The organism is Bradyrhizobium murdochi, assembly GCF_000472965.1.
Taxonomy (GTDB): domain Bacteria; phylum Pseudomonadota; class Alphaproteobacteria; order Rhizobiales; family Xanthobacteraceae; genus Bradyrhizobium; species Bradyrhizobium murdochi.
In genome coordinates, this window is record NZ_AXAU01000001.1 from 302,298 (window position 1) to 326,793 (window position 24,496).

At 63.5% G+C, this 24,496-nt stretch carries 22 protein-coding genes; 9 read left to right on the plus strand and 13 right to left on the minus strand.

Annotated features, from left to right (window positions below; all coding sequences use genetic code 11):
* The first annotated feature begins 149 nt into the window (after positions 1-149).
* The gene (locus YUO_RS0101620; RefSeq protein ID WP_028345723.1) at positions 150-1,325 is read left to right on the plus strand and encodes a saccharopine dehydrogenase family protein; all 1,176 of its coding nucleotides are present in this window, start codon (positions 150-152) and stop codon (positions 1,323-1,325) included.
* 108 nt (positions 1,326-1,433) lie between these two features.
* Here the strand turns inward: YUO_RS0101620 and YUO_RS0101625 are convergent, their stop codons facing one another.
* The 3 genes from YUO_RS0101625 to YUO_RS0101635 all read right to left on the minus strand — a co-directional run bounded on the left by YUO_RS0101625 (position 1,434) and on the right by YUO_RS0101635 (position 5,631).
* Positions 1,434-2,693 carry an O-antigen ligase family protein gene (locus tag YUO_RS0101625; RefSeq protein ID WP_028345724.1) on the minus strand — a complete coding sequence of 420 codons (1,260 nt, stop codon included), beginning with the start codon at positions 2,691-2,693 and terminating at the stop codon, positions 1,434-1,436.
* Between the two features lie 150 nt (positions 2,694-2,843).
* Positions 2,844-4,382, minus strand: coding sequence for an undecaprenyl-phosphate glucose phosphotransferase (locus YUO_RS0101630; RefSeq protein ID WP_028345725.1), 1,539 nt, complete (start codon positions 4,380-4,382; stop codon positions 2,844-2,846).
* Between the two features lie 115 nt (positions 4,383-4,497).
* A complete protein-coding gene (locus tag YUO_RS0101635) occupies positions 4,498-5,631 on the minus strand; it encodes a glycosyltransferase family 4 protein (RefSeq protein ID WP_028345726.1) in 1,134 nt (377 codons plus the stop codon).
* Between the two features lie 284 nt (positions 5,632-5,915).
* On the opposite strand from YUO_RS0101635, the gene YUO_RS0101640 reads away from it, so the two are divergent.
* On the plus strand, positions 5,916-8,198 hold the full coding sequence (locus YUO_RS0101640; protein WP_028345727.1) for a GumC family protein: 2,283 nt from the start codon (positions 5,916-5,918) through the stop codon (positions 8,196-8,198).
* A 239-nt stretch (positions 8,199-8,437) separates the two neighbouring features.
* Here the strand turns inward: YUO_RS0101640 and YUO_RS0101645 are convergent, their stop codons facing one another.
* Positions 8,438-9,628: a GNAT family N-acetyltransferase gene (locus YUO_RS0101645; RefSeq protein WP_028345728.1), complete on the minus strand. Its 1,191-nt coding sequence runs from the start codon at positions 9,626-9,628 to the stop codon at positions 8,438-8,440.
* Positions 9,629-9,758: 130 nt separating this feature from the next.
* On the opposite strand from YUO_RS0101645, the gene YUO_RS0101650 reads away from it, so the two are divergent.
* Entirely contained in the window at positions 9,759-10,811 is a 1,053-nt protein-coding gene (locus YUO_RS0101650) for a polysaccharide deacetylase family protein (protein WP_028345729.1), read from the plus strand.
* An 86-nt stretch (positions 10,812-10,897) separates the two neighbouring features.
* Here YUO_RS0101650 and YUO_RS0101655 read toward each other — a convergent pair whose 3' ends face one another.
* Positions 10,898-11,110, minus strand: coding sequence for a DUF2842 domain-containing protein (locus YUO_RS0101655; protein ID WP_028345730.1), 213 nt, complete (start codon positions 11,108-11,110; stop codon positions 10,898-10,900).
* A 119-nt stretch (positions 11,111-11,229) separates the two neighbouring features.
* Between YUO_RS0101655 and YUO_RS0101660 the strand changes: the two genes are divergently transcribed.
* A complete protein-coding gene (locus YUO_RS0101660; protein WP_028345731.1) occupies positions 11,230-12,321 on the plus strand; it encodes a COX15/CtaA family protein in 1,092 nt (363 codons plus the stop codon).
* Between the two features lie 153 nt (positions 12,322-12,474).
* Positions 12,475-13,284: an FTR1 family iron permease gene (locus tag YUO_RS0101665; protein ID WP_028345732.1), complete on the plus strand. Its 810-nt coding sequence runs from the start codon at positions 12,475-12,477 to the stop codon at positions 13,282-13,284.
* A gap of 10 nt (positions 13,285-13,294) precedes the next feature.
* On the opposite strand, the gene nadC is transcribed toward YUO_RS0101665, so the two are convergent.
* The 8 genes from nadC to YUO_RS0101705 all read right to left on the minus strand — a co-directional run bounded on the left by nadC (position 13,295) and on the right by YUO_RS0101705 (position 21,411).
* Positions 13,295-14,164, minus strand: coding sequence for a carboxylating nicotinate-nucleotide diphosphorylase (gene nadC / locus YUO_RS0101670; RefSeq protein ID WP_028345733.1), 870 nt, complete (start codon positions 14,162-14,164; stop codon positions 13,295-13,297).
* Entirely contained in the window at positions 14,161-15,714 is a 1,554-nt protein-coding gene (locus YUO_RS0101675) for an L-aspartate oxidase (RefSeq protein WP_028345734.1), read from the minus strand. Before YUO_RS0101675 ends, nadC begins: the two co-directional genes overlap by 4 nt.
* On the minus strand, positions 15,711-16,697 hold the full coding sequence (nadA, locus tag YUO_RS0101680) for a quinolinate synthase NadA (protein ID WP_028345735.1): 987 nt from the start codon (positions 16,695-16,697) through the stop codon (positions 15,711-15,713). The genes YUO_RS0101675 and nadA overlap by 4 nt, the downstream gene beginning before the upstream one ends.
* 54 nt (positions 16,698-16,751) lie before the next feature.
* The gene (locus tag YUO_RS0101685; protein WP_430649524.1) at positions 16,752-17,696 is read right to left on the minus strand and encodes an NUDIX hydrolase; all 945 of its coding nucleotides are present in this window, start codon (positions 17,694-17,696) and stop codon (positions 16,752-16,754) included.
* A gap of 44 nt (positions 17,697-17,740) precedes the next feature.
* Positions 17,741-18,166, minus strand: a complete 426-nt coding sequence (locus tag YUO_RS0101690) for a hypothetical protein (RefSeq protein ID WP_028345737.1) — start codon at positions 18,164-18,166, stop codon at positions 17,741-17,743.
* Between the two features lie 281 nt (positions 18,167-18,447).
* Positions 18,448-19,728 (minus strand): O-acetylhomoserine aminocarboxypropyltransferase, encoded by a 1,281-nt coding sequence (locus tag YUO_RS0101695; RefSeq protein WP_028345738.1) that lies wholly within the window; start codon positions 19,726-19,728, stop codon positions 18,448-18,450.
* Positions 19,729-19,882: 154 nt separating this feature from the next.
* Positions 19,883-20,467, minus strand: coding sequence for a CoA-binding protein (locus YUO_RS0101700; RefSeq protein ID WP_028345739.1), 585 nt, complete (start codon positions 20,465-20,467; stop codon positions 19,883-19,885).
* A 119-nt stretch (positions 20,468-20,586) separates the two neighbouring features.
* Entirely contained in the window at positions 20,587-21,411 is an 825-nt protein-coding gene (locus YUO_RS0101705; RefSeq protein WP_028345740.1) for an enoyl-CoA hydratase, read from the minus strand.
* Between the two features lie 87 nt (positions 21,412-21,498).
* Between YUO_RS0101705 and YUO_RS0101710 the strand changes: the two genes are divergently transcribed.
* The 4 genes from YUO_RS0101710 (at position 21,499) to YUO_RS0101725 (ending at position 24,476) form a co-directional block, all read left to right on the plus strand.
* Positions 21,499-21,927, plus strand: coding sequence for a PaaI family thioesterase (locus YUO_RS0101710; RefSeq protein WP_028345741.1), 429 nt, complete (start codon positions 21,499-21,501; stop codon positions 21,925-21,927).
* 154 nt (positions 21,928-22,081) lie between these two features.
* Positions 22,082-22,546: a 50S ribosomal protein L13 gene (rplM, locus tag YUO_RS0101715; protein WP_028345742.1), complete on the plus strand. Its 465-nt coding sequence runs from the start codon at positions 22,082-22,084 to the stop codon at positions 22,544-22,546.
* A gap of 1 nt (position 22,547) precedes the next feature.
* The gene (gene rpsI, locus YUO_RS0101720; protein ID WP_028345743.1) at positions 22,548-23,024 is read left to right on the plus strand and encodes a 30S ribosomal protein S9; all 477 of its coding nucleotides are present in this window, start codon (positions 22,548-22,550) and stop codon (positions 23,022-23,024) included.
* Between the two features lie 237 nt (positions 23,025-23,261).
* Entirely contained in the window at positions 23,262-24,476 is a 1,215-nt protein-coding gene (locus YUO_RS0101725) for a GGDEF domain-containing protein (protein ID WP_028345744.1), read from the plus strand.
* Positions 24,477-24,496 lie beyond the last annotated feature (20 nt).

The following is a 24,496-nucleotide window of genomic DNA, read 5'->3' on the forward strand; positions in this document are numbered from 1 at the left end:
GAGGCGCGAGGCGATGACCGCGTCCGCCGTAGCTCAAGGAGCGAAGGCGGAAGCAATCCTGCCTTCCATCGTGGCCCGATTTCTGGATTGCTTCGCTTCCCTCGCAATGACAAAAGGGGCCAAATTCGTATCTGTAGGAAAGCCCAGCTATGTCTTCGTCGAAATTCGACATCGTCGTCTATGGCGCCACCGGCTTCACCGGCCAGCTCGTCGCCGAATATCTCGCCGAGCATTACAAGGGTGACGGCAGCCTCAAATGGGCGATGGCCGGCCGCAGCAAGGACAAGCTGGCTTCCGTCCGTGACGCGATCGGCGCGCCCAAGGACACGCCGTTGATCGTGGCCGATTCAAGCGATGTGGCATCGCTGAAAGCGATGGTGGAGCAGACGAAGTCGGTGATTGCGGGTGTTGGCCCATATCAGTTGTACGGAAGCGATCTAGTTGCCATCTGCGCTGCAACCGGCACCGATTATCTCGACTACTGCGGCGAGCCGATCTGGATGCGGCAAATGATCGACGCGCACGAGGCGCAGGCGAAAGCGAGCGGGGCGCGGATCATGTTCTCATGTGGCTTCGACTCGCTACCGTTTGAACTTGGCGCGTTCTTCGTCCAGACGGAGGCCAAGCGCGTGTTAGGCGTGCCCGCCTCTCGCGTCAAAGGTCGGGTGCGCGATATGCGCGGCACGCTCTCTGGCGGTACTGCCGCAAGCGCCAAGGCGACGTTCGGTGCTGTCGCCAGGGATCTCAGCCTCGTCTCCATCCTGAACGATCCCTTTGCGCTCACACCGGGATTTAGCGGCGTGCGACAGCCGCGCGGTAACAAGCCGGTTTACGAAGAAGATCTTCAATCCTGGGCCGCGCCTTTTACAATGGCCTTGATCAACACGCGCAACGTTCATCGCTCCAATATGCTTATGGGATTCCCGTACGGCCGCGAGTTCGTCTACGACGAGATGGTATTGACCGGTCCCGGCGATCAGGGAGAAGCGAACGCGAAGCTTGTAATGGCTGCGAACAACGAAAAGACCGGCCCCAAGGCACTCAAGCCGGGCGACGGGCCGTCGAAGGAAGAGCGCGAAAATGGCCGTTACGATTTGCTCTATGTCGCGACCACGCCTGATGGACGGCAGGTGCGCACGTCCGTGAAAGGCGACTGCGATCCCTACGGCGCGACGGGGAAGATGATCTCCGAATGCGCAATCTGCTTGTTGCGCGATACGCCTGACGTGCCAGCCGGCTTCTGGACACCGGGCGCAGCGATGCAGCACAAGCTGATCAAGCGGCTGGTTGATCACGCGGGGCTGACGTTTGAAGTTGAGAAATAGCCGCAGATCGTAGGGTGGGCAAAGCGCAGCGTGCCCACCGTCAATGTGCGGGCGGGTAGATGGTGGGCACGGCGCAACGCGCCTTTGCCCACCCTACGCTGCGACGGGTCACAATCGCTCCGCCCGCGCCGGATCGGCACCCGCCTTCCAGCGTTCGGCGGCGACGAACATGCCCCACATCGTTCCCAGCATCATCCAGAAGTGCCGCCAATGGTCGGTATCGATGATGAAGCTCTCGCCGACCGTGCCGAGGAAGGCTGCGAAGATTGCCAGATAGGCCGGTTGCCAGGGCGCGCGGACGAAGACATAGCGGAAGCCCGTCAGGACTGTGACGAAGACCAGCGCCGGATAGCAGACGCCGGAGAGCCAACCGCCCGACATGAACGCGTTCAGGTACGAATTGTGGGTGTCTTCCGGGAAGTAGCGAGTGAACTGTAGCGGGCCGATGCCGAATGGCAGGCCCAGCGCCATTTCTGCGCCGAGGATGTGCCGGCCGAACCGGCCGAAGCGGCCTTCGTCGTAGCTCTGGTCCAGGCTGGCGCGCTCCTTGAATAGCTGCGCAATCGAATCGAACGACAGAAGCACCGCAACCAGCGCGGCCGCCAGCACGACGGTAACGAGCGCCATCACGATGATGCGCGAGCGCTGCGACTGCGAGCGGCTGGTCAGCACCATCAATGCCAGCGTGAAGGCGGATGTAACGATCAGTTGACCCCACGCGGCGCGGGAGAACGAAAGCAGGATTGCTAGCGATATCACGCCGAACGCGATGGCGCTGCGGAGCGACTTGCCGAACTTGTCGGAGACGACGCTTTGCAGCGCGAACAGCGCGGGCAGGATCAGAAACGCGCCGAGCACGTTCGGGTCTTTGAAGGTGCCGCGGGCGCGGTCATACAGCGTCAGCAGGTCGCGCCCGCCGGGGACGAGATTGAAGTAACCCGCGATGCCCGCGAGCGCCGCAATCATCGCGCCGACGATGAGGCCGCGCCGGAGCATGTCGAGCCGCGCCGCGGTATCCTCGGAGATCACCATCGCGAAGAAGATGACCGTGATCGCCATATACCAGGAGGTCGCAATCCAGCTCGGCACATTTGGCCGATCCATGACGGGGGCCGCACTGATGCTGTAGCCGAGGTTGAGCAGGAACAAGAGCAACAGCAGCGGCATGAACGCCAGCCGCATCCGTGCGCCCGTGGCGAAGAAGATCACCGAGGCGGCAAGCGTCGCCAGCTCATAGGGGCTCGGCTCGATGAAGACGATGGCGATGGACGCGCCCACCAGCCATACCAGCGCGCGCTGCAGCGCGAGCACGCCGGGCGCGGCCGTTATCGATGGGAGTGATTCCCCGGCTGTCGCCGCATACGCCATTACATACTCACGCAACTCAATAGAACCGTCATTGCGAGCAAAGCGAAGCAATCCATCTATCCCAGCGCCGCGCCACGGGTTGCTTCCGCCTTTCGCGCGTTGAGCTACGGCGGACAAGTCGCTGCGCTCGCAATGACGGCTGGCGATCCTTCAATACGCGTTCTCGCTCTTGGTCATCAGTGCGATCGGCGTCTTGAGCAGGATGTAGAGATCGAACAGCACCGACCAGTTCTCGATGTAGTACAGGTCGAACTCGACGCGCTTCTGGATCTTCTCGTCGGTGTCGACTTCGCCGCGCCAGCCGTTGATCTGCGCCCAGCCGGTGATGCCGGGCTTGACGCGGTGGCGCGCGAAATAGCCGTCGACGGCCTCGTCGAACAGGCGGCTCTGCAACTTGCCTTGCACGGCGTGCGGGCGCGGCCCGACCAGCGACAAGTTGCTCTTGAACACGACGTTAAAGAGCTGCGGCAGTTCGTCGAGGCTGGTCTTGCGGATGAAGCGCCCGACGCGGGTGACGCGCGGGTCATTCTTGGTCACGACCTTGGAGGCGTTCGGATCAGCCTGATGGTGGTACATCGAGCGAAACTTGAAGACGTCGATGCGCTTGTTGTTGAAGCCGAACCGCTTCTGGCGGAACAGTATCGGCCCGGGGCTGTCGAGCTTCACTGCAATCGCGACCAGACCCATCACCGGCAGCGCCAGCAGCAGGATTGCGAAGCCGACGACGTGGTCGAACAGCCACTTCATCACCAGGTCCCAGTCGGTGATCGGCGCCTCGAACACGTCGAGGGTAGGCACCTCGCCGAGATAGGAATAGGAGCGGGGACGGAAGCGCAGCTTGTTGGTATGGGCCGAAAGGCGGATATCGACCGGAAGCACCCACAGCTTCTTCAACATATCGAGAATGCGCGTCTCGGCCGAAATCGGCAGCGCGAACAGCACGAGGTCGATGCGGGTGCGGCGCGCAAACTCGACGATGTCGTCGACCTTGCCGAGCTTGGGACTGCCGGCGCAGGTGTCCATCGCGCGGTCGTCGTTGCGGTCGTCGAACACGCCGAGCACATGGATGTCGGAATCGTCCTGCGTTTCGAGCGCTTGGACGAGTTCCTCGCCGTTCTGGTCGGCGCCCACGATGATGGTGCGGCGATCGAGCCGGCCCTGACGGGCCCAGCCGCGCACCAGCGAGCGCAGGAACAGGCGCTGCGTGACCAGCGCCGCGACGCCGCTCACGAAAAACGCCGTAAGCCACAGCCGCGAAATCTCGCTGCCGAGCTTCACGATGAAGGATGCGCCGATGAACAGCAGGAATACGAATGCCCAGGATGAAATCATCCGCGTCATCTGGCGAAGATGGCCGCGGAATAACTGCACCTGGTAGATATCGGCGGCCTGGAAGCAGATCACGGCCGTTGCCGCCACGCCGAAGATCGCCGCGAGAAATTCCCAGGAAAAGCCGCTGAGAGGCACGACGTAACCAAAATAGAGCGCAATGCCGATCGCGCTCAACATCGCGAAATCGATCACGCGAACCACGCCTGCGATCACGATCGGCGAATAGGCGCGGCCAACTTTCTGATTGGTGACGGCGAGCGCTGCCGGAGACAGCCTGCGGCGCCGTTCGATCTGCGGACGATCGGCGCTGGCGGTCGCCGCGGCATCGAGCATCGAGCGTGCGTTAATCGGTTCCACTGGTCCACGTCCGTTCTAGAGCGGGCACACAGCAACGTGCCCGCCGGTGCGGAATTCCCCACACCACGGACTTACGGGACAAATCGGAAGAAACAGTTACGTCGGTAATTTTCGGTTAACGATTGGCAAACGCCTCGCGGTAGCCGGCAACAACGCCCTCGACCATCGCCTTCTGCGAAAAATGCTGGAAGATTCGTTCGCGCAGCGATTTGGCCCGCTCCTTCGTCGCGGCCGGATCCTCCAGCGCGGCTTTGATGGCATCGGCCATGGCGGCCGCGTTGCTCGGCGCGAACAAGGCATCGCCATGCGGGCCGAAAATTTCGGGGATGCCGCCGACATTGGCGGCGACCATCGGAATGCCGGCGGCCGCCGCCTCGATCACGACATAGGGCATTGAGTCTCCGCGGGAGGGAACCACCAGCAGCGAGCCCTTGGAGAAGCCGTAACGCGCCTTGACGTGGCCGATGAAGCGCACGGCCTCACCGAGGCCGAGCCGCGCGACCTGGGCTTTGAGGCCTTCGCTTTCCTCGCCGTCGCCTGCGAGCGTCAGCGTCACCGGACGGCCGTCGGCGCGTAGCCGCGCTACCGCATCGATCAGAAGGTCGGCGCCCTTGATGTGCCGAAACTCGCCGACATAGATCAGGTCGGTGGCGTCCTCCGCCTTGACGACGGGATCGAATTCGCTGGCGGTGACGCCGTTGAACACGCATCGCACCAGCCCCTTCGGCGTGCCGATGGTGCGCTGGTAGGTGTTGCGAGCAAACGCGCTTTCGAACAGGAACAGGTCGGTATCGTTCATCAGCGCGCGTTCGACACGGGCATAGATGTTGCCCTTCAGCGTCGACAGCGGATAGTGCAGCGAGCCGCCATGCGGGGTGTAGACCCTGATCCTGTGGCGGGAAGCGGTCCTTATGCGCATGAAGGCGCCGGCCTTGGCGCCGTGACCGTGCAGCACGTCCGGCTTCAATTGGCGGATCATGCGCTGGAACCGGGCCCACACCAGAAGATCGCTCGGAAGCGGCTCGCGGCGAATGGCGGTGCGGTGAACGCCGAGCTTGAGGCGCGGGGCGATTTCCGCCAGCGCCTGCTCGGCGCGTTCGCCGCCGGTGAGGCTATCGGCAATGATGCCGACGTGATGGCCGCGGTCGACCTGGCCGTTGGCGAGATCGAGGATGTGGCGGAAAATGCCGCCGACCGGCGCGCGCGTCGCGTGCAGAATCCGAAGCGGCTGACCGTCAACGACAGGCATCGACACCGCCTTCAGATGCGACCGGAACCTGCGTGGTCCGGGCCAGGCAGCCCGCAAGCGTCAGCGCAGCAATCAGATATGGAATAGGGGCGAGCACGCCGCGCATTACAGGTATCCTGGAAAAGTATCCAGCGATTAAGGGCTTTGATGGTTAACAAAAAATGACTGCGCGCGCGAGGCGTTGCTCGGGCGCGCAGACAAGGCAAATTAACCCAGCGGCAACCATAATGAAGTGTAATCGGCCCTGTCGAGTGGACCGATAGTTGCGTCCACGGGAGTGTGGGATGCGTTTGGCGTTCTGGCGTGCAGGCAAGGACAAGCCGGTGGTGCAGCAGGCGACGGCTAGGCCTGTGGCTTCGGCGCCGAAGCCCGTCGCCGCATCCGATTCTGGCGATCTCGATCTGCATGCGCTTGGTCAGGCATTGATGCGCAGGCGGAGCTGGATCATCGTTCCGACATTGCTGGCGCTGGTGCTGTCGCTGGCCGCGGTCAACATGATCACGCCGCGTTACAAGTCGGAAGCGCGCATCCTCGTTGACGGGCGCGAGAACGTTTTCCTCCGGCCGAACGGCGAGCGCAACGAGGAGCGCAGTGCGCTCGACGCCGAGGCTGTCACCAGCCAGGTGCAGTTGGTGCAATCGCGCGATCTGGCCCGCGAGATCATCAAAAAGAACAAGCTTGCCGAGCTTCCCGAATTCGATCCGGTGCTGCAGGGGATCTCGCCGCTGAAGTCGCTGCTGGCACTGGTCGGCATCGGGCGCGATCCGTTTTCGTTGACGCCGGAAGAGCGCGTGCTGGAGGCCTATTATGAGCGTTTCACGGCCTATGCGGTCGACAAGTCGCGCGTGATCGTCGTTGAATTCCAGTCGCGTGATTCCGAACTCGCCGCGCGTGTCGCCAACTCGATCGCGGAAGGCTATCTGGTGCTGCAGCAGGACGCGCGGCAGCAGCAAGCGAAGTCTGCCAGCCAGTGGCTCTCAGGCGAAATAGAACACTTGCGCAAGCGCGTGGCTGACGCCGAATCGCGGGTCGAGGATTTCCGCTCCAGGTCGAGCCTGTTCGTGGGCACCAACAACACCACGCTGTCCAACCAGCAGATGGGCGAGATCAACACGCAGTTGAACAACGCCCGCGCGCTGAAGTCGGATGCGGAATCCAAGGCGCGGCTGATCAAGGAGATGCTTCAGAGCGGCAAGCCGATCGAGGCTTCCGAGGTGCTCAATTCCGAACTGGTGCGCCGGCTATCCGAGCAGCGCGTGACGCTCCGTGCGCAGCTCGCCGAGCAATCCTCGACGCTGCTCGGCGGTCATCCCCGCATCAAGGAATTGAAGGCCCAGCTTGCCGATCTCGATCGGCAGTCGCGCGAGGAAGCGGGCAAGGTGTCCCGCTCGCTGGAGAACGACGCCCGCATCGCCAGCGGCCGGGTCGAAGGCCTGACGGCGAGCCTCGATCAGTTGAAGAAGCAGGCTTCTTCGACCAACGGCCAGGACGTGCAGCTCCGCGCTCTCGAGCGCGAGGCCAAGGCCCAGCGGGACCTCTTGGAATCCTATCTCGCCAAATACCGCGAGGCGAACACCCGCGAGAATATCGAGGCGGCGCCGGCCGATGGCCGCATCATCTCCCGTGCCACCGTCTCCAACACCCCGACCTATCCGAAGAAGCTGCCGATCGTCTTGATCGCGACGCTGGCGACCCTGCTGCTCACTTCGGGCGCGATCGCGACAGGTGAGCTCTTGCGCATGACCGCGCCTCGGACACTCGGTACGGTTTCGCCGGAAGTTATGCGTGAAATCGCACCCGAAATTGCACCCGAAATCGTCTTGGCGTCTGCGCCGGAACCGGTGCGTGCGCCGGCGATCGCACCCGAGCTTCCTGTGGCGAACCTCGCTGAAGCGGATCACGTTGCAGAGCCAACCTTGATTGAGCCGCATGCTGACGCCCCGGGCATGGATGCTATTGCAGGGGACAGCGAGATCGAGCAACTGTCTGATGATCTGGTTGGCGCAGGCGCCGCAGCGCGCAAGGTCACCGTGCTCGGCACGGCATCGAGCGAGAGCATCACGCTGACCGCACTGACGTTGGCGCGGCTGATGGCGCAGCAGGCAAAGATCGTGGTCGTCGATCTCGTGGCGTCCTCGCCGACGATGACGGCGGCGTCGGTCGATCCGGTGGCGCCGGGGCTTGCCGAACTGATGCAGGGCGAAGCCTCGTTTGCGCAGATCATCACCAAGGACCGGCTGTCGCGGGTTCATCTCGTCAGCGCGGGACGCCCCGGCTTCGACCGTGCGCAGCTTCAGTCACCGCGGCTGACGCTTGCGATTGACGCGTTGCTGCGGGTCTACGATCATGTGCTGCTGGATGCTGGCACGGCGTCCGATCTGCCGGCCGAATTGCTGACGTCGCAGGCGCGTGCGGTCGTGGTGCCAGAAGCGTCGATGGCGCAGGATGCGCGCGTGCTGATGTGCGAACAGCTCAGGGCGGTCGGCTTCTTTGAGGTGACGATGCTGAGCAAACCCTGCGAGTCGTCGGACGCCGTCGAATCCGGCCCGCGCGTGGTGGCGGCTTGAACGATCTTGTAGGGTGGGCAAAGGCGCGCTAGCGCCGTGCCCACCATCTCTCCGAGATCACAGATAGAAATGGTGGGCACGCTTCGCTTTGCCCACCCTACGGTCCTGCCGGCGTCATTGCGAGGAGCGTAGCGACGAAGCAATCCATCTATCCCCGCGCGGAAAGATGGATTGCTTCGCGGAGCCTGTCATCCGGCGGCGCTTTGCGCCGACCGGGTGGCTCGCAATGACGGAGGAGCCTAGCCAAACGCGCTGCGCAGCTTTTGCGCCATCTCCAGCAGCGCCGGATTGTGCTTCACCAGCCGCTTGGTGCGATTGAGGCCGGACATGACGCTGGCCGCGAGCTTGCCGCGCTGGCTGAGCGGGATGAAGCTGTCGAAGATCAGCTCGTCGCTCTTGCAGAACAGCCGCTTGTAGTCGTCCGACCCGATTCCGAGGTCGAGCGCGCGGTATCCCTGTGCGGCATAGTGGTCGATGATGTCGCGCATCAGGATCAGGCCGGGGCTGTACTTTGAATTCGCCGACATTGTGTAGGTGTTGAACATCATCGAGAACCGATGCCCGTCCGCGACGCCGGCAAAAATCGCAATCACTTCCTCGTCGCATTCCAGCGCGTGGATGTCGATGGCATGCCTGCCGCCGGCGAGCGGCGCGGTGCAGGCGCTGCGGACGAATTCCTCGATGCCGGGATCGGCGAACACATTCGGCAGCTTCTGTTCCGCCATCCGCAGCGGCTTGACGCGGAAAAACCAGTCGAGCAGCCGGGTGATCTCGGCGGCTGACGACGCAACATAACTGCGATAACCGGGCAGGGACTGCAGCTTGCGTTCCTTGCCCTTGAGGCGGCGCCGGAACGAGTTGCTGATCAGCGCGGCGGGCGCTGCGCCCGGCTCGATCGCCAACAGCGGGCAATCATTGGCCGAAGGTTGATGCGGCAGCGAGGCGAACGGATTGGGCAGATCGCGCCAGCGAACCGGTTGCTGGTGCAGCGCGAGGACGTCGGCTTCCGACCGCCGCGATATCGCTAATATGAGGTCTTCGAGATCGGCTTGCGTTGCGCTTGCGGCGAAATCGCGGTCGAACAGCGCCATGTTGAAAGTGGAATGCTTGCCGCCCATGAAACTGGCGCAGCGCGCGCCAAAAGCGTGCCTGAGCGCGAGCGGAAGCAGCGCCAGCGGACGGCGTTCCGCGTCGAAGGCAATCACGATGAAGGGAACGAGGCCTTCGCGCGCGCCGACCTGCCGCTGCCAGGGGCTGAGGAAGTCGAATCGCTGATAGGGCGTGAAGAAGGTTTGCGCACCTTCCAGGTTGCGCCAGACGCCTTCCGCCGCAGCGAGGTCGCGAACGATGTCGATGCCGGCGATGCGGCTCGCCTTCGACCACCCATCTGCATCCGCCGTCCGGCCTTCGATCGCGGCAGCCATGGTCATCGCAGAGCCCGTGTTATATGAATTTGTTTACAATTTCGGCTTTGGCCGACCTTCGCAGGGAAATGTCAACAAAGGGTAATACGATGTGGCGCGGCGGGGGCAGCGCGACCGCATGGTGAGGGCGGTACGTTTGGCGTCGGATTTCGGAATTTTGCGGCGGGCCTGGATGGAGCTCGCCTATTTCAGCGGCTATTTCAGGCTGAAGCAGCGGCAGCGCGGTGGCGCCGGCGTCATTTTGCGGTTCGAGCGCGTGCGTCCGCGGGATTCCCGGCCGTTTCAGCCCAATCGGTGGCGTGAAATCACGCCGCAATTTCTCGACAGGACGATCCAGGGGCTGAAGCGCTGGAACTTCGACCTGGTCACGATGGACGAGATGTGCCGGCGGGCGGTCACGCTGCCAAGGGCCAATCGGTTTGCCTGCCTGACCTTCGACGGCGGCTGTAAGGATGTCATCACGCAGGCCTATCCGGTATTGTCGAAGCACGGCGTGTCCTTCACCGTCTACCTGCCCACCGCGTTTCCGGATGGGCTCGGCGAAGCCTGGTGGCTTGCGCTGGAAGAGATGATCGCGCGCGAGGATCGCATCAGCCTGGTGATTGACCGCAAGGAGCGGCGTTTCGCAACGGGCAGCACGTCCGAGAAGCATGACACGTTCGAATTTCTATCGAACTGGATGCGGACGCTGCCGCCGCCGGATCTTTCGTTCGCGATCCACGACCTCTGCACGCGCTACTCCGTCGATCTCGCGGCGCTGTCGCGCGCGGCCTCGATGGATTGGGACGATCTGGCCAAGCTCGCCACCGATCCGCTGGTGACGATCGGCAGCGCAACGGTGAACTATCACCCACTGTCCAACCTGAAAGGGACGGACGCGCAGCGCGAAATGACGATGGGCAAGGCGGTTGCGGAGACCGCCTTGCGCAAGCCCGTAAGGCATTTCGCCTATCCGTTCGGCGACCAGCAATCCTGGCGCCGCGAGCACGTCATCATGGCGCAAGAGGCAGGTTTCGCCAGCGCGGTATCGACGATCCCAGGCGTCGTTGAGGCCAGGGGATTCACCAACCTGCACGCACTGCCCCGAATCGCCTGGGACGGCCGGCAGGATTCGCTGCGCACGATGCGGGTGTTGCTGTCAGGGATGATGTTTCCCGCGGTCAGGCCGACCCGGGACAATTGGGTTTAGAGCGTTTTCAAGCGAAAGCCTGCCCCGGACTTGATCCGGGGTGGATACCGGTTCGCGTGAAGAAAACGCGTCAAAACAGGAATCTTCTAAGCGGCGCGATCGGGCCGCGACATCCAGCTCACGATCGGCATCGCCGGCAGCACCCATCCAAGGCCTGCCACGACATAGAAGATCGCCTGCAACAGGCCTGAACTGGCCAGCCACGGCGTCTGGGCGATGGTCATGCCCAACAGCGACCACACCACGACCAGCGCCAGCAAAGCGAGGGTTCCAAAGAATTTGCGGGTGCGTATCGTCATGTCGGATATATCGGGCTCGTGGCGGGTTGCGCGCGGGAAGGGGCGGACTATAAGGGGCGCGCCAATTCAATCAAGCGCGCCTTCGGGGCGAGCCAGGACGGATTTTCAGACGGGTTTTTATGACCGCTAGTTCCGCACAGCAGGCCCCGCATGCCAGCGCCATCAGATGGTGGCTGATCGTGGTTGCCGCGCTGATTGCGGTCATGGTGCTGGTCGGCGGCGCCACGCGCCTGACGGAATCCGGATTGTCGATCGTGGAATGGAAGCCGGTTACCGGCACGCTGCCACCGCTCAACGAGGCGCAATGGGCGCAGGCGTTCGAGGGCTACAAGGCCATTCCACAATACCGCGAACTCAACGCCGGCATGAGCCTTGCCGAGTTCAAGACCATCTTCTGGTGGGAATGGAGCCATCGCCTGCTCGGACGCGTGATCGGCGCGGTCTATCTGCTGCCGTTCCTGTACTTTCTGTGGCGTGGCGCGTTCAGCACCGAATTGAAAAAGCGGTTGTGGCTGATCTTCGGCCTCGGTGCGCTGCAGGGGGCGGTCGGCTGGTGGATGGTCGCCTCCGGCCTGTCCCAACGGACCGAGGTATCTCAATATCGTCTGGCGACGCATCTGGTGCTCGCGCTGATCATTTTTGCGTCGATCATCTGGACGCTGCGGCGGATGCGTGCGCGTCCGCAACCTGCGGCGGCGCCACGACTGAAGATAACCGCTGTGGCGTTGCTGGGATTGACCTTCCTGCAGCTCTATTTCGGCGCGCTGGTCGCGGGCCTGCGGGCGGGCAGGGTATACAACACCTGGCCCGAGATCGATGGCGCCTTCATTCCATCGGCGGCGCGGCTGTTCTTCGAGGAGCCGTGGTGGCGCAACTTGTTCGACAACACGCTCACTGTGCAGTTCGAACACCGCATGACCGCCTACGCGCTGCTGGCGCTGGCGGTCTTTCATGCGGTCGATAGCGTGAGGTCACGGGCCGATATTGCCGTGGTCGGCGGCGCCTGGTCTCTGGTGGCGGCGATCACGCTGCAGGCCGTGCTCGGCATTCTGACGCTGCTGCGCCAGGTGCCGATCGATCTCGCGCTGGCGCATCAGGCCGTCGCGATCGTGGTCCTGACGCTGGCGGTTTTGCAAACCGAGCGTCTGGTCGCGCGGCGCGCCGAGCACGACAGGCAGAAGCTGGCGATGCCGCTCGGGCAGCCCGGCTGAAATTGAGCAATTCTAATCTGCCGTCATTGCCGGAAGTGCCCGATTTGCAGGGGTTTCTTGCTGCGCAAGGGCCTTGATGCATTTGGGTGGCGTGCGACCGCTTTACTTGAATCGTTTGGACGATAAAACGAGCCAAAACAAAGGTTCGGTTTCATGTCGTCAGCCTTCATCCAAGCCGCTGTCATCCTGCTCCGCGAGGGGCTCGAAGCCATGCTGGTGATCGCAGCACTCGCGGGCTATCTGACCAAGGCCGGTGCCGCCCACCGCATTCAGGCGCTGTACGGCGGCGCGCTCGCCGCGGTCGGCGCCAGCTTCGTCGCCGCCTGGCTGTTTGCGGTGCTGAACTCCGGCGATCACAGCGATATCCTCGAGGGCGTCATCATTCTCGTGGCCGCCGCCCTGATGCTCTATGTCAGCGGCTGGCTGATGGTGAAGCAGGACCCGCGCGGCTGGCAGGATTACCTCGCGCATAAAGCCGACCGCGCGCTGTCGCAGGACACGGTGTGGGCGGTCGGCGCATTGGCTTTCCTCGCGGTGTTCCGCGAGGGCGCCGAGACCGTGCTGTTCATCCATGCGCTGGCGAAGACCGAGGGCGGCTGGAGCGCCGGCCTGTTCGCCGGGCTTGCCGCCGCGACGGTGGCCCTCGCCGTGCTGTTCTATTTCATCAACCTGATTGCGCGAAAGCTTCCGCTGCGGCCGCTGTTCATCGTCACCTCGGCGTTCCTGTTCGTAATGGCGATCAAGTTCATCGGCGAGGCGGTGCAGGAGTTCCAGGAGCAGGCGATCATCACGGTAACCGAGGTGAAGGGCTCGGCGTTTCTGACCGCGATCGGCCTGAATCCTTCCATGGAAGCGCTGTCGATCCAGGGCCTGGTGATCCTGTTTGCGCTGGCGAGCTATTCGGTGGTCCAGCGCAACAACCGCCTGATGCGCGAGGACAAGGCAATGCGCGCGGCCGAGTGATCCGCCAAAGCTACGCCGCCTGCCGATTGAGTCCGAGATAGTCGAGGCCGATATCGAGCGCGGCGGAGCTGTGGGTCAGCCAACCGGCGGAAATCAGATCGACGCCGGTCGCTGCGATCGCTTTAGCCGTCTCGGCCGTGATGCGGCCGGAAGCCTCGGTAATCGCCCGACGGCCGGTCATCGCCACCGCCTGCCGCAGCTCCTCGACGGTCATGTTGTCGAGCAGGACGGCATCGACGCCGATCGTAAGGGCTTGTTCGAGTTGCGCGAGGGTGTCCACCTCGACCTCGATCTTGACGAGGTGGCCGGCATGCGCCTTTGCACGTTCGATCGCGGTCCTGATATCGCCGGCCAGCGCGATATGGTTGTCCTTGATCAGAATGGCGTCGTCGAGCCCAAAGCGGTGATTGCTGCCACCGCCGGCACGGACCGCATATTTTTCCAGCGCGCGCAGCCCCGGCGTCGTCTTGCGGGTACAGACGATGCGCGCCTTGGTGCCTTGTGCGGCCGATACCAGCGAGGCCGTTGCGGTCGCGACGCCGCTGAGGTGGCAGAGAAAATTCAGCGCCGTCCGTTCGCCGGTCAATAGTCCGCGTGCCGGCCCCTCGATCGCGGCGATCACGTCTCCCGGCGCCACCACGCTGCCGTCGGGGCGCTCCGCTTCGAGTTGGATGGCAGGATTGACGAGCTGAAATGCACAGCGCGCGATGTCGAGCCCAGCCACCACGCCGGGCTGGCGCGCGCGCAGCACCAGCGAGGCGCGCTTGTCCGCCGGAACGATCGCGTCCGCGGTGATGTCGCCGGCGCGGCCCAAGTCTTCGAGCAGCGCGGTTCGAACCAGCGGCTCGTACACGACAGGCAGAAGCGGGGTTAGTGTCACGGCTGGGCACTCCCGGTAAACAGAGATTCGGTTTCAAAGATGTCGCGCGCGGTGTCGAGTGCGTCCGCAAGCGAGATGGATGAAGGCACGGCCGAAGGCAGGACCTCGGGGAAGTCGGTGCGAAAATGCCCGCCGCGGCTTTCCTCGCGCCGCCAGGCGGCGACCGCGATCATCAATCCCACCAACGCGGGATCGGCTGCCGCACTTTTGCCGTTGGCGAGCGCATGGAGGCTGCGGATCGCGCGCTCGATGCCGTGCCGGTCGCGGAGCACGCCGAGGCCTTGCGACAGGATCGGCCGTATGGCCGAAGGATCGGACGCGGGGGGAGGCGCGTCGGCCACGCGCGCTTTCGGCCGGCCGCGGCTCGCACCCGTGACGCTCTCTGCAACCCATTGCGCACAGACGATGGCTTCCATCAGCGAATTGCTGGCGAGTCGGTTGGCGCCATGCAACCCGGTGCGGCTGACCTCGCCGCAGGCCCAGAGGCCGTCCACGCTGCTGCGGCCTTCGCCGTCAACAGCGATCCCGCCCATGTGGTAGTGCACCGCCGGCCTCACCGGAATCGGATCGGCCGCGGGATCGATTCCGGCCATTTTGCAGAACGCGGAGATGACGGGATAGCGTTTTGCAAATTCCGCTCCCGGATGTTTGCGCGCGTCGAGGAAAACTCGATGTCCTTCCGCGCGACGGCGCCAGACCGCACGCGCGACGATATCGCGGGGCGCGAGTTCGGCACCGGGCTGATCCGCCATGAAATGCTGCCCGGTATCGTCGATCAGGATGGCGCCATCGCCGCGCACGGCCTCGGTGACCAGCGGCATCGGGCGCGACGGCCCGTCGAAGGCCGTTGGGTGAAACTGGATGAATTCGAGATCGGCGAGCAGCGCGCCCGCGCGCGCCGCCAGCGCCAGTCCCTGGCCGTAGCAGCCGGCGGGGTTGGTGCTGTCGAGGAACAGTCCGCCGATGCCGCCCGTCGCGATCACGACGCGACCGGTATCGATCACCAGCGGCCCCTGCGCGTTCACTGCGAGCACGCCCCTGATGGCGTTATCCTCGACGATCAGGCTGCGCGCTTCGACGCCCTCCAGCAGCGTGACCGACGGACAGCGGCGCACCGCTGCGATCAGCGCGCGCATGATCTCGCGGCCCGTGCCGTCGCCGGTGGCGTGCACGATCCGGTTGCGGCTATGGGCGGCTTCGAGGCCAAGCCGCCAGGCGCCATCGGGCCGTCGGTCGAAGGCGACACCAAGCCGCGCGAGATGCTCGACGGCGGCAGGCGCTGCGTGAACGATCCGGCTCGCAATGGCCTCGTCGCACAGGCCCGCGCCAGCGGCCAGCGTATCGGCCACGTGCAGGGCAGGGTCGTCGTCGTCGCCCATCGCTGCGGCCAATCCGCCTTGTGCCCACAGGCTCGAAGCTTCCGCGCCTAGCGGTGCCTTCGACAGCAATACGACCGGCTCGGGCGCCATCTGAAGCGCCGTCATCAATCCGGCGGCGCCGCCGCCGATGATGACGGGACGGTGGTTGAGCGCTGAAATCTCGGAGCTCATAGCGCGAGCATCCATTCGACGGCGCGACGGGCGGGCGCAGCAATCGCGGGATCGATCGTCACCTCGTCTCGGCCGGTTTCCAGCGCATGGCGAATGTTCTTCAGCGTGATCCGCTTCATGTGCGGACAGAGATTGCAGGGCCGGATGAACTCCACTTCGGGATGGAGCACGGAAACGTTGTCGCTCATCGAGCATTCCGTCAGCAGCACGACCCGGGGCGGGCGCTGCTTGCCGACGTAATCCGACATCGCGGCCGTCGAGCCGGAGAAATCGGCTTCCGCCACCACTTCGGGCGGGCACTCCGGATGCGCCAGGATGGTCACATCAGGATGGTTTTCGCGCAGTTGCCGGACGTCGGACGCCGTGAACAGCTCGTGCACCTCGCAATGGCCTTTCCATGCGATGATCTTCACGTCCGTCTGCGCGGCGATGTTCTGCGCCAGATATTCATCCGGCAGCATGATCACCCGCTCCACGCCGAGTGACTCCACGACCTTGAGCGCGTTCCCGGAGGTGCAGCAAATGTCGGATTCCGCCTTCACTGCGACCGAGGTGTTGACGTAGGTGACGACGGGAACGCCGGGATAACGCTGGCGCATCAGCCGGACATCCTGCGCGGTGATGGAATCTGCCAACGAACAGCCGGCTGCAAGGTCGGGGATCAGCACGGTCTTTTCCGGATTCAACAGCTTGGCCGTCTCGGCCATGAAGTGCACGCCGGCCAGCACGATGATGTCGGCATTAACCTTGGTGGCTTCGCGCGCCAGCAGCAGGCTGTCGCCGACGATGTCGGCGACACCGTGAAAGATTTCAGGTGTCTGATAGTTATGCGCCAGGACGACCGCGTTGCGCTCGCGCTTGAGCGCCAGAATGGCGTCGACATCCTCGGCAAAGACGGCCCATTCAGGTGGCGGGATGACCCGTTTGACACGATCGTAAAGCGGCGCGGTGCGGGCGAGCGCTGAGGAGCTGAGGTTGGCCATTTATACTCTCCGTGAGTATATCTTGGCTTATACTTATCCTGAGCATAATCGAAGTCAAGTGCGCGATAAGGGAAGTTTGGTTCCGACGATCGCCCGCTCGGCCAGCACGCCGTGGCGGAACCTGAACAATTTGGCGGGGCGGCCGACGGTGTCAGCGGCGATTGCGCCAGTTTCCTCAACGAGTTGCTGCTGCTCGATCAGGCGACGAAAATTCTGCTTGTGCACCAGCCGGCCTGCAAGCGCCTCAACGCTGCGTTGCAGTTGCAGCAGGGTGAATTCCGCTGGCATCAGTTCAAACACCACGGGGCGGTATTTGATCTTGGCGCGCAGGCGCGCGATCCCGGTGGCAAGAATGCGGCGATGATCGCCGGTCATTGGCTTACCCGGAATGACGGTCGTGGCGGCCGCCCCGTCACGCACGGCTTCCGGGATCAGGCCGGCTTCATAGAGCAGCTCATAGCGCTGCAGCACCAGCTCCTCATTCCATTCGCGATCGTCGAGGCCAAACGTGATGGCGGCGCGCTGCCAGCGTTGGCGCTGCAGGCCGGTGGTCTCAGCGGATTTCGCCCAAGCCCGCAGCCGCGACGTCAATGTCTTCGCCAGCGAAGCGGGGAGACCGGCCCGCTGATCCTCCCATGGGAAATATTCGTACCAGCCGGACCAGTGCGCCTCAAAACCCTGGCCGACCTTGTCTTCGCGTGTCAGGCCCAGATAGCTGATCGAGATCGAATGCGGTGACTTGGCACCTCCGGCGCGCCCACGATCGGCAAACGTGTAGAGCTGCTCGACATAGCCGAGCGGATGGCCGGTCTGTGCCTCGACCCAAGCCCGCAATCCCGTCTGCAGCGAACGGTGCGCGAATTCGAATGGGCCGCTCGGCAGCGCGCCGTCGTTGGCGATGGTCATGATCTTGGGCTCGCCCTCGGTGACGGCGACGAGGACGGCGACCAGATCCGCCGTGACCGCGTTGGCAGAACTTGTTGCCCTGTCTTTCTTCAATGCCCCTGCCACCTCTGTTGTCCGTCTCCGTCGCTGATGCACCGTTAGCAATATCCGTACACGCCGCAGGCGTAGGGCAGGCGAGCCCAGTAGGGTGTATAGGAGCCGCCATAATAAGGGCCGTCATAGCTGTAGGAATGGCTCGTTCCATAATAGCCGGGCAGCGTCGACGACCCTGGCAGCAATGGCGTACCCCTGACCAGCGGCACGTAGGGCACTACTCCCACCGGCTTGATCAGCACTTCGGGCTCGTCTTCCGCGACGACCACCAGTGGGCGGCCGCGCCGCACGTAGAGCGGTGCGGCGGGGGCGACCGTGGTTCGGTAATTGTAATGCGCCCGAGGTAGGCCCGGCGGCAAGTTGCTGGCGGCACGAACTGCGGCGCGCTTGGTGGCGGCGGGGCCGTCGGCGGCGACTGCGGTTCCGATCGCGAACGTTGCAATCAGCAATGACATCGTCCAGCGCAGCATGGTTGGCTCCGAATCGTTCGGGGGCGGGTCACCGCCACTTTATGCCGGAATGACCGTTAATGAGAGGCTCGTGATTGCAGAGCCTGGAAGGTGGTTGGACCTCAATCGGACGTCATCGCTCGCCAACGGGTCGCGCGAATGCGCGCCCGATGACAGGCTCCGGCGGGCGATCCAGTATCCCAGAGACTGGCAATGCAGCCGAGAGGCCGCAGCGTACCGGATACCCGCTTTTCGCGGGTATGACGATCTTCTTCGGGGCGATCCGACCGCGCCCATTTGCATCACGCGCTCAGCGCCCGCTCCAGATCCGCGATCAAATCTTCCTTGTCCTCGATGCCGATCGACAGGCGCACGACATCAGGCCCCGCGCCGCTTCTCACCTTGGCGTCGTCGTCGAGCTGGCTGTGTGTGGTCGAGGCCGGGTGAATCACCAGCGAGCGGGTGTCGCCTACATTGGCCAGATGCGAGAACAGTTTCAGGTTCGACACCAGGCTGACGCCGGCGTCGTAGCCGCCCCTGAGGCTGAAGGTGAATACGGCACCGGCGCCCTTCGGTGCGTATTTGCGCGCGAGCTTGTTGTACCTGTCGCTGGCGAGGCCCGCATAGTTTACCGCGGCCACCGCGGGATGACCGGCCAGAAATTCCGCGACCGCCTTGGCGTTCTCGCAATGCTTCTGCATGCGCAGCGGCAGCGTCTCGATGCCGGTCAGGATCATGAAGGCGTTGAACGGCGACAGCGCCGGGCCGAGATCGCGCAGACCCAGCACGCGGCAGGCGATCGCGAAGGCGAAATTGCCAAACGTCTCCTGGATCCTGATGCCGTGATATTCCGGCCGCGGCTCGTTGAGCATCGGATATTTGTTGTCCTTCGACCAGTCGAAGGTGCCGCCATCGACGATGATGCCGCCGAGCGAGTTGCCATGGCCGCCCAGGAATTTCGTCAGCGAGTGCACGACGATGTCGGCGCCATGATCGATCGGGCGGATCAAATAAGGCGTTGCCAACGTATTGTCGACGATCAGCGGCACGCCGGCCTTGCGGGCCACCTCCGCGATCGCTTCGATGTCGGTGATGCTGCCGGCGGGGTTGGCGATCGACTCGATGAAGATCGCCTTGGTGCGCGGCGTCACCGCGCGCTCGAAACTGCCGATATCATCGGGGTCGGCCCACGCCACATTCCAGCCAAAGCTCTTGAACGCATGCGTGAACTGGTTGATCGAGCCGCCATAGAGTTTTCGCGCGGCGATGAATTCGTCGCCCGGCATCAGCAATTGCTGCAGCACGACGACTTGCGCAGCATGTCCCGAAGCAACCGCAAGCGCAGCGGTGCCGCCTTCCAGCGCAGCAATGCGCTCTTCCAGTACGGCGGTCGTGGGATTGCCGATGCGGGTATAGATGTTGCCGAACGCCTGCAGCCCGAACAGCGAAGCGGCATGGTCGGCATCATTGAATACGAAGGACGTGGTTTGATAGATCGGCGTCACCCGCGCGCCGGTGGTAGGATCGGGCTGCGCGCCGGCATGCACGGCAAGGGTCGAAAATCCCGGGAGACGGTCGGTCATTCTTCTTCGTCCTGTTCTCTGGCTTGCTTGAAAATGCGTTGACGATGCTGATCGCAGCCGCGTCCGCCGTCAAGGCGAGGCGTTCACATGCGGCGGATTGGAAACGGGTCTGCTTGGTCAGGCCGCGTCTTCGAAATAATTGTTTCTCATTGCTTCACGTCGGCTCGCCTTTGTTCTTTGCGGCGCGATCCGACGCTGCCGTTGCCCCGCCGCCGACGCTCATCCGGTTCAGCGACAGCCGCATGCCCTGCGTCGGGATCGGCGCGCGCTTGGAGCTCAGCGTGCGCGAATTGACGCCCATCCATGAAATCTCCGACGACAGCCGACCATACTCGATCTTCGGGCAGCGGTTCATCACCACCTTGATGCCGACGGCTTCGGCTTTTTCGGCAGCCGCGTCGTCGCGCGCGCCGAGCTGCATCCAGATCACTTTTGGCAACGGCGACAATGTCAGGGCCTCGTTAACGACAGGCATGATGTGGCTCGAGCTGCGGAAGATGTCGATCATGTCGACGGGACGGCCGATATCGGACAGCGAGGCGACGAAGGGCTTACCGAGTAGCTGCTTTCCGACATGACCGGGGTTGACCGGAACCATGTCATAGCCACGCTGCGCCAGGTATTTGAACGCGAAGTAGCTCGGCCGCACATTGACCGGCGAGGCCCCGACCATCGCGATCGATTTCACGGAGTTGAGGATGCTGCGGATGTAATTGTCGTCGTATGCGTCGTGGTTCATTTGATTTCCTCAGACCCTCATGGTGAGGAGCGCGGAACGCGCGTCTCGAACCATGAGGCCACATACGGGCCTGCATCCTTCGAGACGCCGCTTGCGCGGCTCCTCAGGATGAGGAACGTCTATTTATCCTGCCACTTCGGCTCACGCTTTTCGATGAAGGCGCCGATGCCTTCCTCGGCGTCGCGCGCCATCATGTTCTCGGTCATCACTTCGGCCGCATAGCGATAGGCCTCGGCGAGACTCATTTCGGCCTGGCGATAGAACGCCTCCTTACCGAGCTTGACGGTGTAGGCGGATTTGAGCGCGACCTTCTGCGCCAGCGCGATCGCCGCATCGCGCTCGGTGCCGGCGGCCACGATTCGGTTGATGAGGCCGATATTCTTCGCCGTCGTCGCTGAAATCGGTTCACCGGTGAGCAGCATCTCCATCGCCTGCTTGCGCGGGACGTTGCGCGACAGCGCCACCATGGGCGTCGAGCAGAACAGGCCGATATCGACGCCGGGGGTCGCGAAGCCTGCCGCCTCGGAGGCGACCGCGAGATCGCAGCTCGCCACCAATTGGCAGCCCGCGGCGGTCGCGATGCCCTGCACGGCGGCGACGACGGGCTTCGGCAGGTGCACGACCGCCTGCATCATCGCGCTGCAGGCGTTCATGATCTGCGCGAAATAGGCGCGGCCGCGATCGGGATCGCTGCGGCGCGCGGTCAGTTCCTTCATATCATGGCCCGCGGAGAACGCGGGACCGTTGGCGGCGATGACGACGGCGCGGACGCTGTTGTCGCCGTGGATTTCCTGCAGCGCGCCGTGTAGCTCCGCGATCAGCCCCTCCGACAGGCTGTTGCGCGCCGCCGGCCGGTTGAGCGTGAGCACCCGGATGCTGCCGACATTTTCCTGCAGCAGGATCGGAGGTTGCGGCGTGGGTGCGCGAGCAGTTTGGGCAGTCATCTCTGAGGTTTCCACTCCAAGATTTTCATTTTGGCTTTGCTGATAACGTAATGTAACAGGCAGTCTTAATCGAGGGGCAGGGGTGGCATGGCGGAAGCGAAAATGAGCGTGGCTGAGCTGGAGAAGTTCCTCCGCGAGGAATTTCCGCAAGCCTTCAGCGATGGCGATATCACGATCGAGAGCGCCGACGGCGAGACCTGCCTGCTGCGGCGGCGCTTTGACGAGCGCATGCTGCGCCCAGGCGGCACCGTGTCGGGGCCGACCTTGATGGCGATGGCCGATTTCGCGATGTATGTAGTGCTGCTCTCGGCGATCGGCCCGGTGGGATTGGCGGTAACGACCAATCTCAACATCAATTTCCTGCGCAAGGGCCAGCCGGGACAGGATGTATTGGCCGCGGCCCGCCTGCTGAAACTCGGCAAGCGGCTGGCGGTTGGCGAGGTCAACCTGCTGTCAGGCTCGTCGCCCGATCCGATCGCCCATGTGACGGCGACCTATTCCATTCCAAACACATAGGCTTTTGAAAGGTAGTATCGCACCATATTTTTAAGCAATTGTTTTCATTGGTGTAATTTGCGAACATTGGCGTTGACTGACGGCGCGCCGTTCTCTAGAAACCCGCCAGTTCGGCGCATCTGGCGCCGATTTCCATTTTCACGGATTTCCTCACATGAAAACCTATTCGGCAAAGCCCGCCGAGGTGACGAAGAAGTGGGTCTTGATCGACGCCAAAGGCCTGGTGGTCGGCCGTCTCGCCACGCTCGTCGCGATGCGCCTGCGCGGCAAACATCTGCCCACCTATACCCCGCATGTCGATTGCGGTGACAACGTCATCATCATCAACGCGGCGCATGTGGTGCTGACCGGTCGCAAGCGCGACAACAAGGTCTACTACAAGCACACCGGCTTCATTGGCGGCATCAAGGAGCGGACCGCGAAACAGGTCCTCGAGGGCCGTTTCCCCGAGCGCGTGGTCGAGAAGGCCATCGAGCGCATGATCCCGCGCGGTCCGCTCGGACGCGTGCAGATGGGCAATCTGCGCGTCTACCCCGGCGCCGAACATCCGCATGAAGCCCAGCAGCCCGAGAAGGTTGATATCGCTTCGATGAACCGCAAGAACATGAGGGCCGCATAAGATGTCGGATACCATGCAGTCGCTCGACCAGTTGGCGTCGTTGAAGACGGCCGCTCCTGAAGCGCCGAAATATGTCAAGAAGGTCGACAAATACGGCCGCGCCTATGCCACCGGTAAGCGCAAGGATGCGGTCGCCCGCGTCTGGATCAAGCCGGGCGCCGGCAAGATCACGGTCAACACCCGCGAAGTCGAGATTTACTTCGCCCGTCCGGTGCTACGCATGCTGATCCAGCAGCCGCTGGTCGCGGCCGCGCGCGCCGGCCAGTACGACGTCATCTGCACGGTCGCCGGCGGCGGTCTGTCGGGCCAGGCGGGTGCCGTGCGTCACGGCATCTCGAAGGCGCTGACCAACTTCGAGCCCGATCTCCGCGGCGTGCTGAAGAAGGGCGGCTTCCTGACCCGCGACTCCCGCACCGTGGAGCGCAAGAAGTACGGCCGGGCGAAAGCGCGCAAGTCGTTCCAGTTCTCGAAGCGCTAATTGCTTCGCTAAAATTTGCAGCGGATTGCTGCATTCACCGGAAGAAAAAAGGGCGCCGATCGGCGCCCTTTTTGCTTACTATTTAGTGATGGGTTACTACGGATTTTCGTGAAAACTTGCTTACCCGCACTCACGAAATTGGAACACGGCCCTCCTAGTGTCCCCTGATGCGATGGCGCGAAATTGCATTTTCAGTATGCGCCGAACAAGTACCATCACACGCGTTCGGGTGAGCCCATGTCGTTCGATACTTCCACGCTCTATTTATTTGCCACGATGGTCGCGGGCATGCTCGGGGCGATGTTGGTGCTGTTCGGCAAGCAGGAAAACATTCCAGCCTTGAAGTGGTGGGGGACGGCCTATCTGCTTGGCGCATCGTCGGTGGCGATCTGGACCATCGGCGGCGCCAAACTCGGCGAGCCGCTGTTGCTGACGCTGCATGCGCTTGGTTTCGCGGCCTGCGGCATGGTCTGGAATGCCGCACGCGTATTCCACGGCCGCAAGCCCAATCTCCCAGGGCTTTCCCTCGGCGCGATCGCCTGGGTCGGCACGGTGCTGGCTTTGCCGTCGTTGAATCCCGCCATGCGGCTCGTCGTCGGTGCGGCGATCGTCGCGATCTACGCTGGGCTGACGGCTTCCGAATTGTGGAGCGAACGGCGGCGGACGATGCACAAGCGCTGGCCGACGATTGTCGTGCCCGTGATGCATGGTTGCGTGCTAGCGCTGCCGATCCTGCTCGGCAGCCTGCTGCGCCCGCATGACGAGACCTTTGCCAGCAGCATCTGGGTGACCGCATTCTCGATCGAACTGATCTTGTATGCGATCGGCACCGTCTTCGTGATCTTCATGCTGGTGTCCGACCGCGCCGTGACGGTGCACAAGACCGCGGCCTCGGTCGATCCCTTGAGCGGAATGCTGAACCGCCGCGGCTTTTCGGAAGCCTGCAATCAGGTGATCGAACGCGAGGCCGCCGCGGGGCGGCCGGTGACGGTGATGATTTTCGACATCGACCATTTCAAGAGCATCAACGACCGCTTCGGCCATCCCGCGGGCGACGAAATTCTCAAATTGTTCTCCACTGTCGTGGTCAGCAATTTGCGCATCAGCGATCTGTCGGGGCGCATCGGAGGCGAGGAGTTCGCGGCGTTGCTGGCGTGTCCGCTGGAAGAGGGCGTAATTGTGGCCGAGCGCGTGCGCGAGGCGTTCGAGGCATCCAAACTCGTCTGCGAAGAAGGCCCGGTCGTCACCACCGTCAGCATCGGCGTCGCCGGCGGTCCGGCGGGCACGGAGCTCGAAGTGTTGCTGGCGGCGGCCGATACCGCACTCTATCAGGCCAAGCGCGGCGGCCGTAACCGGGTCGAGGCGGCGGAAGAGCTGCCGCTGTCGCTCGAGAAGTGGCGGCGCAAGACCGCGGGGCGCGCAGCTTCGCAACGCCAGGTGCCGGCGACCTAGCCCGGAATGGTGCGCGCGGC

What these genes read in the sequence shown, in the direction of transcription:
- YUO_RS0101620 (WP_028345723.1), top strand. Translation starts at nt 150, where the DNA reads ATGTCTTCGTCGAAATTCGACATCGTCGTCTATGGCGCCACCGGCTTC.
- YUO_RS0101625 (WP_028345724.1), bottom strand. Translation starts at nt 2,693, where the DNA reads ATGGCGTATGCGGCGACAGCCGGGGAATCACTCCCATCGATAACGGCC.
- YUO_RS0101635 (WP_028345726.1), bottom strand. Translation starts at nt 5,631, where the DNA reads ATGCCTGTCGTTGACGGTCAGCCGCTTCGGATTCTGCACGCGACGCGC.
- YUO_RS0101640 (WP_028345727.1), top strand. Translation starts at nt 5,916, where the DNA reads ATGCGTTTGGCGTTCTGGCGTGCAGGCAAGGACAAGCCGGTGGTGCAG.
- YUO_RS0101645 (WP_028345728.1), bottom strand. Translation starts at nt 9,628, where the DNA reads ATGACCATGGCTGCCGCGATCGAAGGCCGGACGGCGGATGCAGATGGG.
- YUO_RS0101655 (WP_028345730.1), bottom strand. Translation starts at nt 11,110, where the DNA reads ATGACGATACGCACCCGCAAATTCTTTGGAACCCTCGCTTTGCTGGCG.
- YUO_RS0101660 (WP_028345731.1), top strand. Translation starts at nt 11,230, where the DNA reads ATGACCGCTAGTTCCGCACAGCAGGCCCCGCATGCCAGCGCCATCAGA.
- YUO_RS0101665 (WP_028345732.1), top strand. Translation starts at nt 12,475, where the DNA reads ATGTCGTCAGCCTTCATCCAAGCCGCTGTCATCCTGCTCCGCGAGGGG.
- YUO_RS0101675 (WP_028345734.1), bottom strand. Translation starts at nt 15,714, where the DNA reads ATGAGCTCCGAGATTTCAGCGCTCAACCACCGTCCCGTCATCATCGGC.
- nadA (WP_028345735.1), bottom strand. Translation starts at nt 16,697, where the DNA reads ATGGCCAACCTCAGCTCCTCAGCGCTCGCCCGCACCGCGCCGCTTTAC.
- YUO_RS0101690 (WP_028345737.1), bottom strand. Translation starts at nt 18,166, where the DNA reads ATGCTGCGCTGGACGATGTCATTGCTGATTGCAACGTTCGCGATCGGA.
- YUO_RS0101695 (WP_028345738.1), bottom strand. Translation starts at nt 19,728, where the DNA reads ATGACCGACCGTCTCCCGGGATTTTCGACCCTTGCCGTGCATGCCGGC.
- YUO_RS0101700 (WP_028345739.1), bottom strand. Translation starts at nt 20,467, where the DNA reads ATGAACCACGACGCATACGACGACAATTACATCCGCAGCATCCTCAAC.
- YUO_RS0101705 (WP_028345740.1), bottom strand. Translation starts at nt 21,411, where the DNA reads ATGACTGCCCAAACTGCTCGCGCACCCACGCCGCAACCTCCGATCCTG.
- YUO_RS0101710 (WP_028345741.1), top strand. Translation starts at nt 21,499, where the DNA reads ATGGCGGAAGCGAAAATGAGCGTGGCTGAGCTGGAGAAGTTCCTCCGC.
- rplM (WP_028345742.1), top strand. Translation starts at nt 22,082, where the DNA reads ATGAAAACCTATTCGGCAAAGCCCGCCGAGGTGACGAAGAAGTGGGTC.
- rpsI (WP_028345743.1), top strand. Translation starts at nt 22,548, where the DNA reads ATGTCGGATACCATGCAGTCGCTCGACCAGTTGGCGTCGTTGAAGACG.
- YUO_RS0101725 (WP_028345744.1), top strand. Translation starts at nt 23,262, where the DNA reads ATGTCGTTCGATACTTCCACGCTCTATTTATTTGCCACGATGGTCGCG.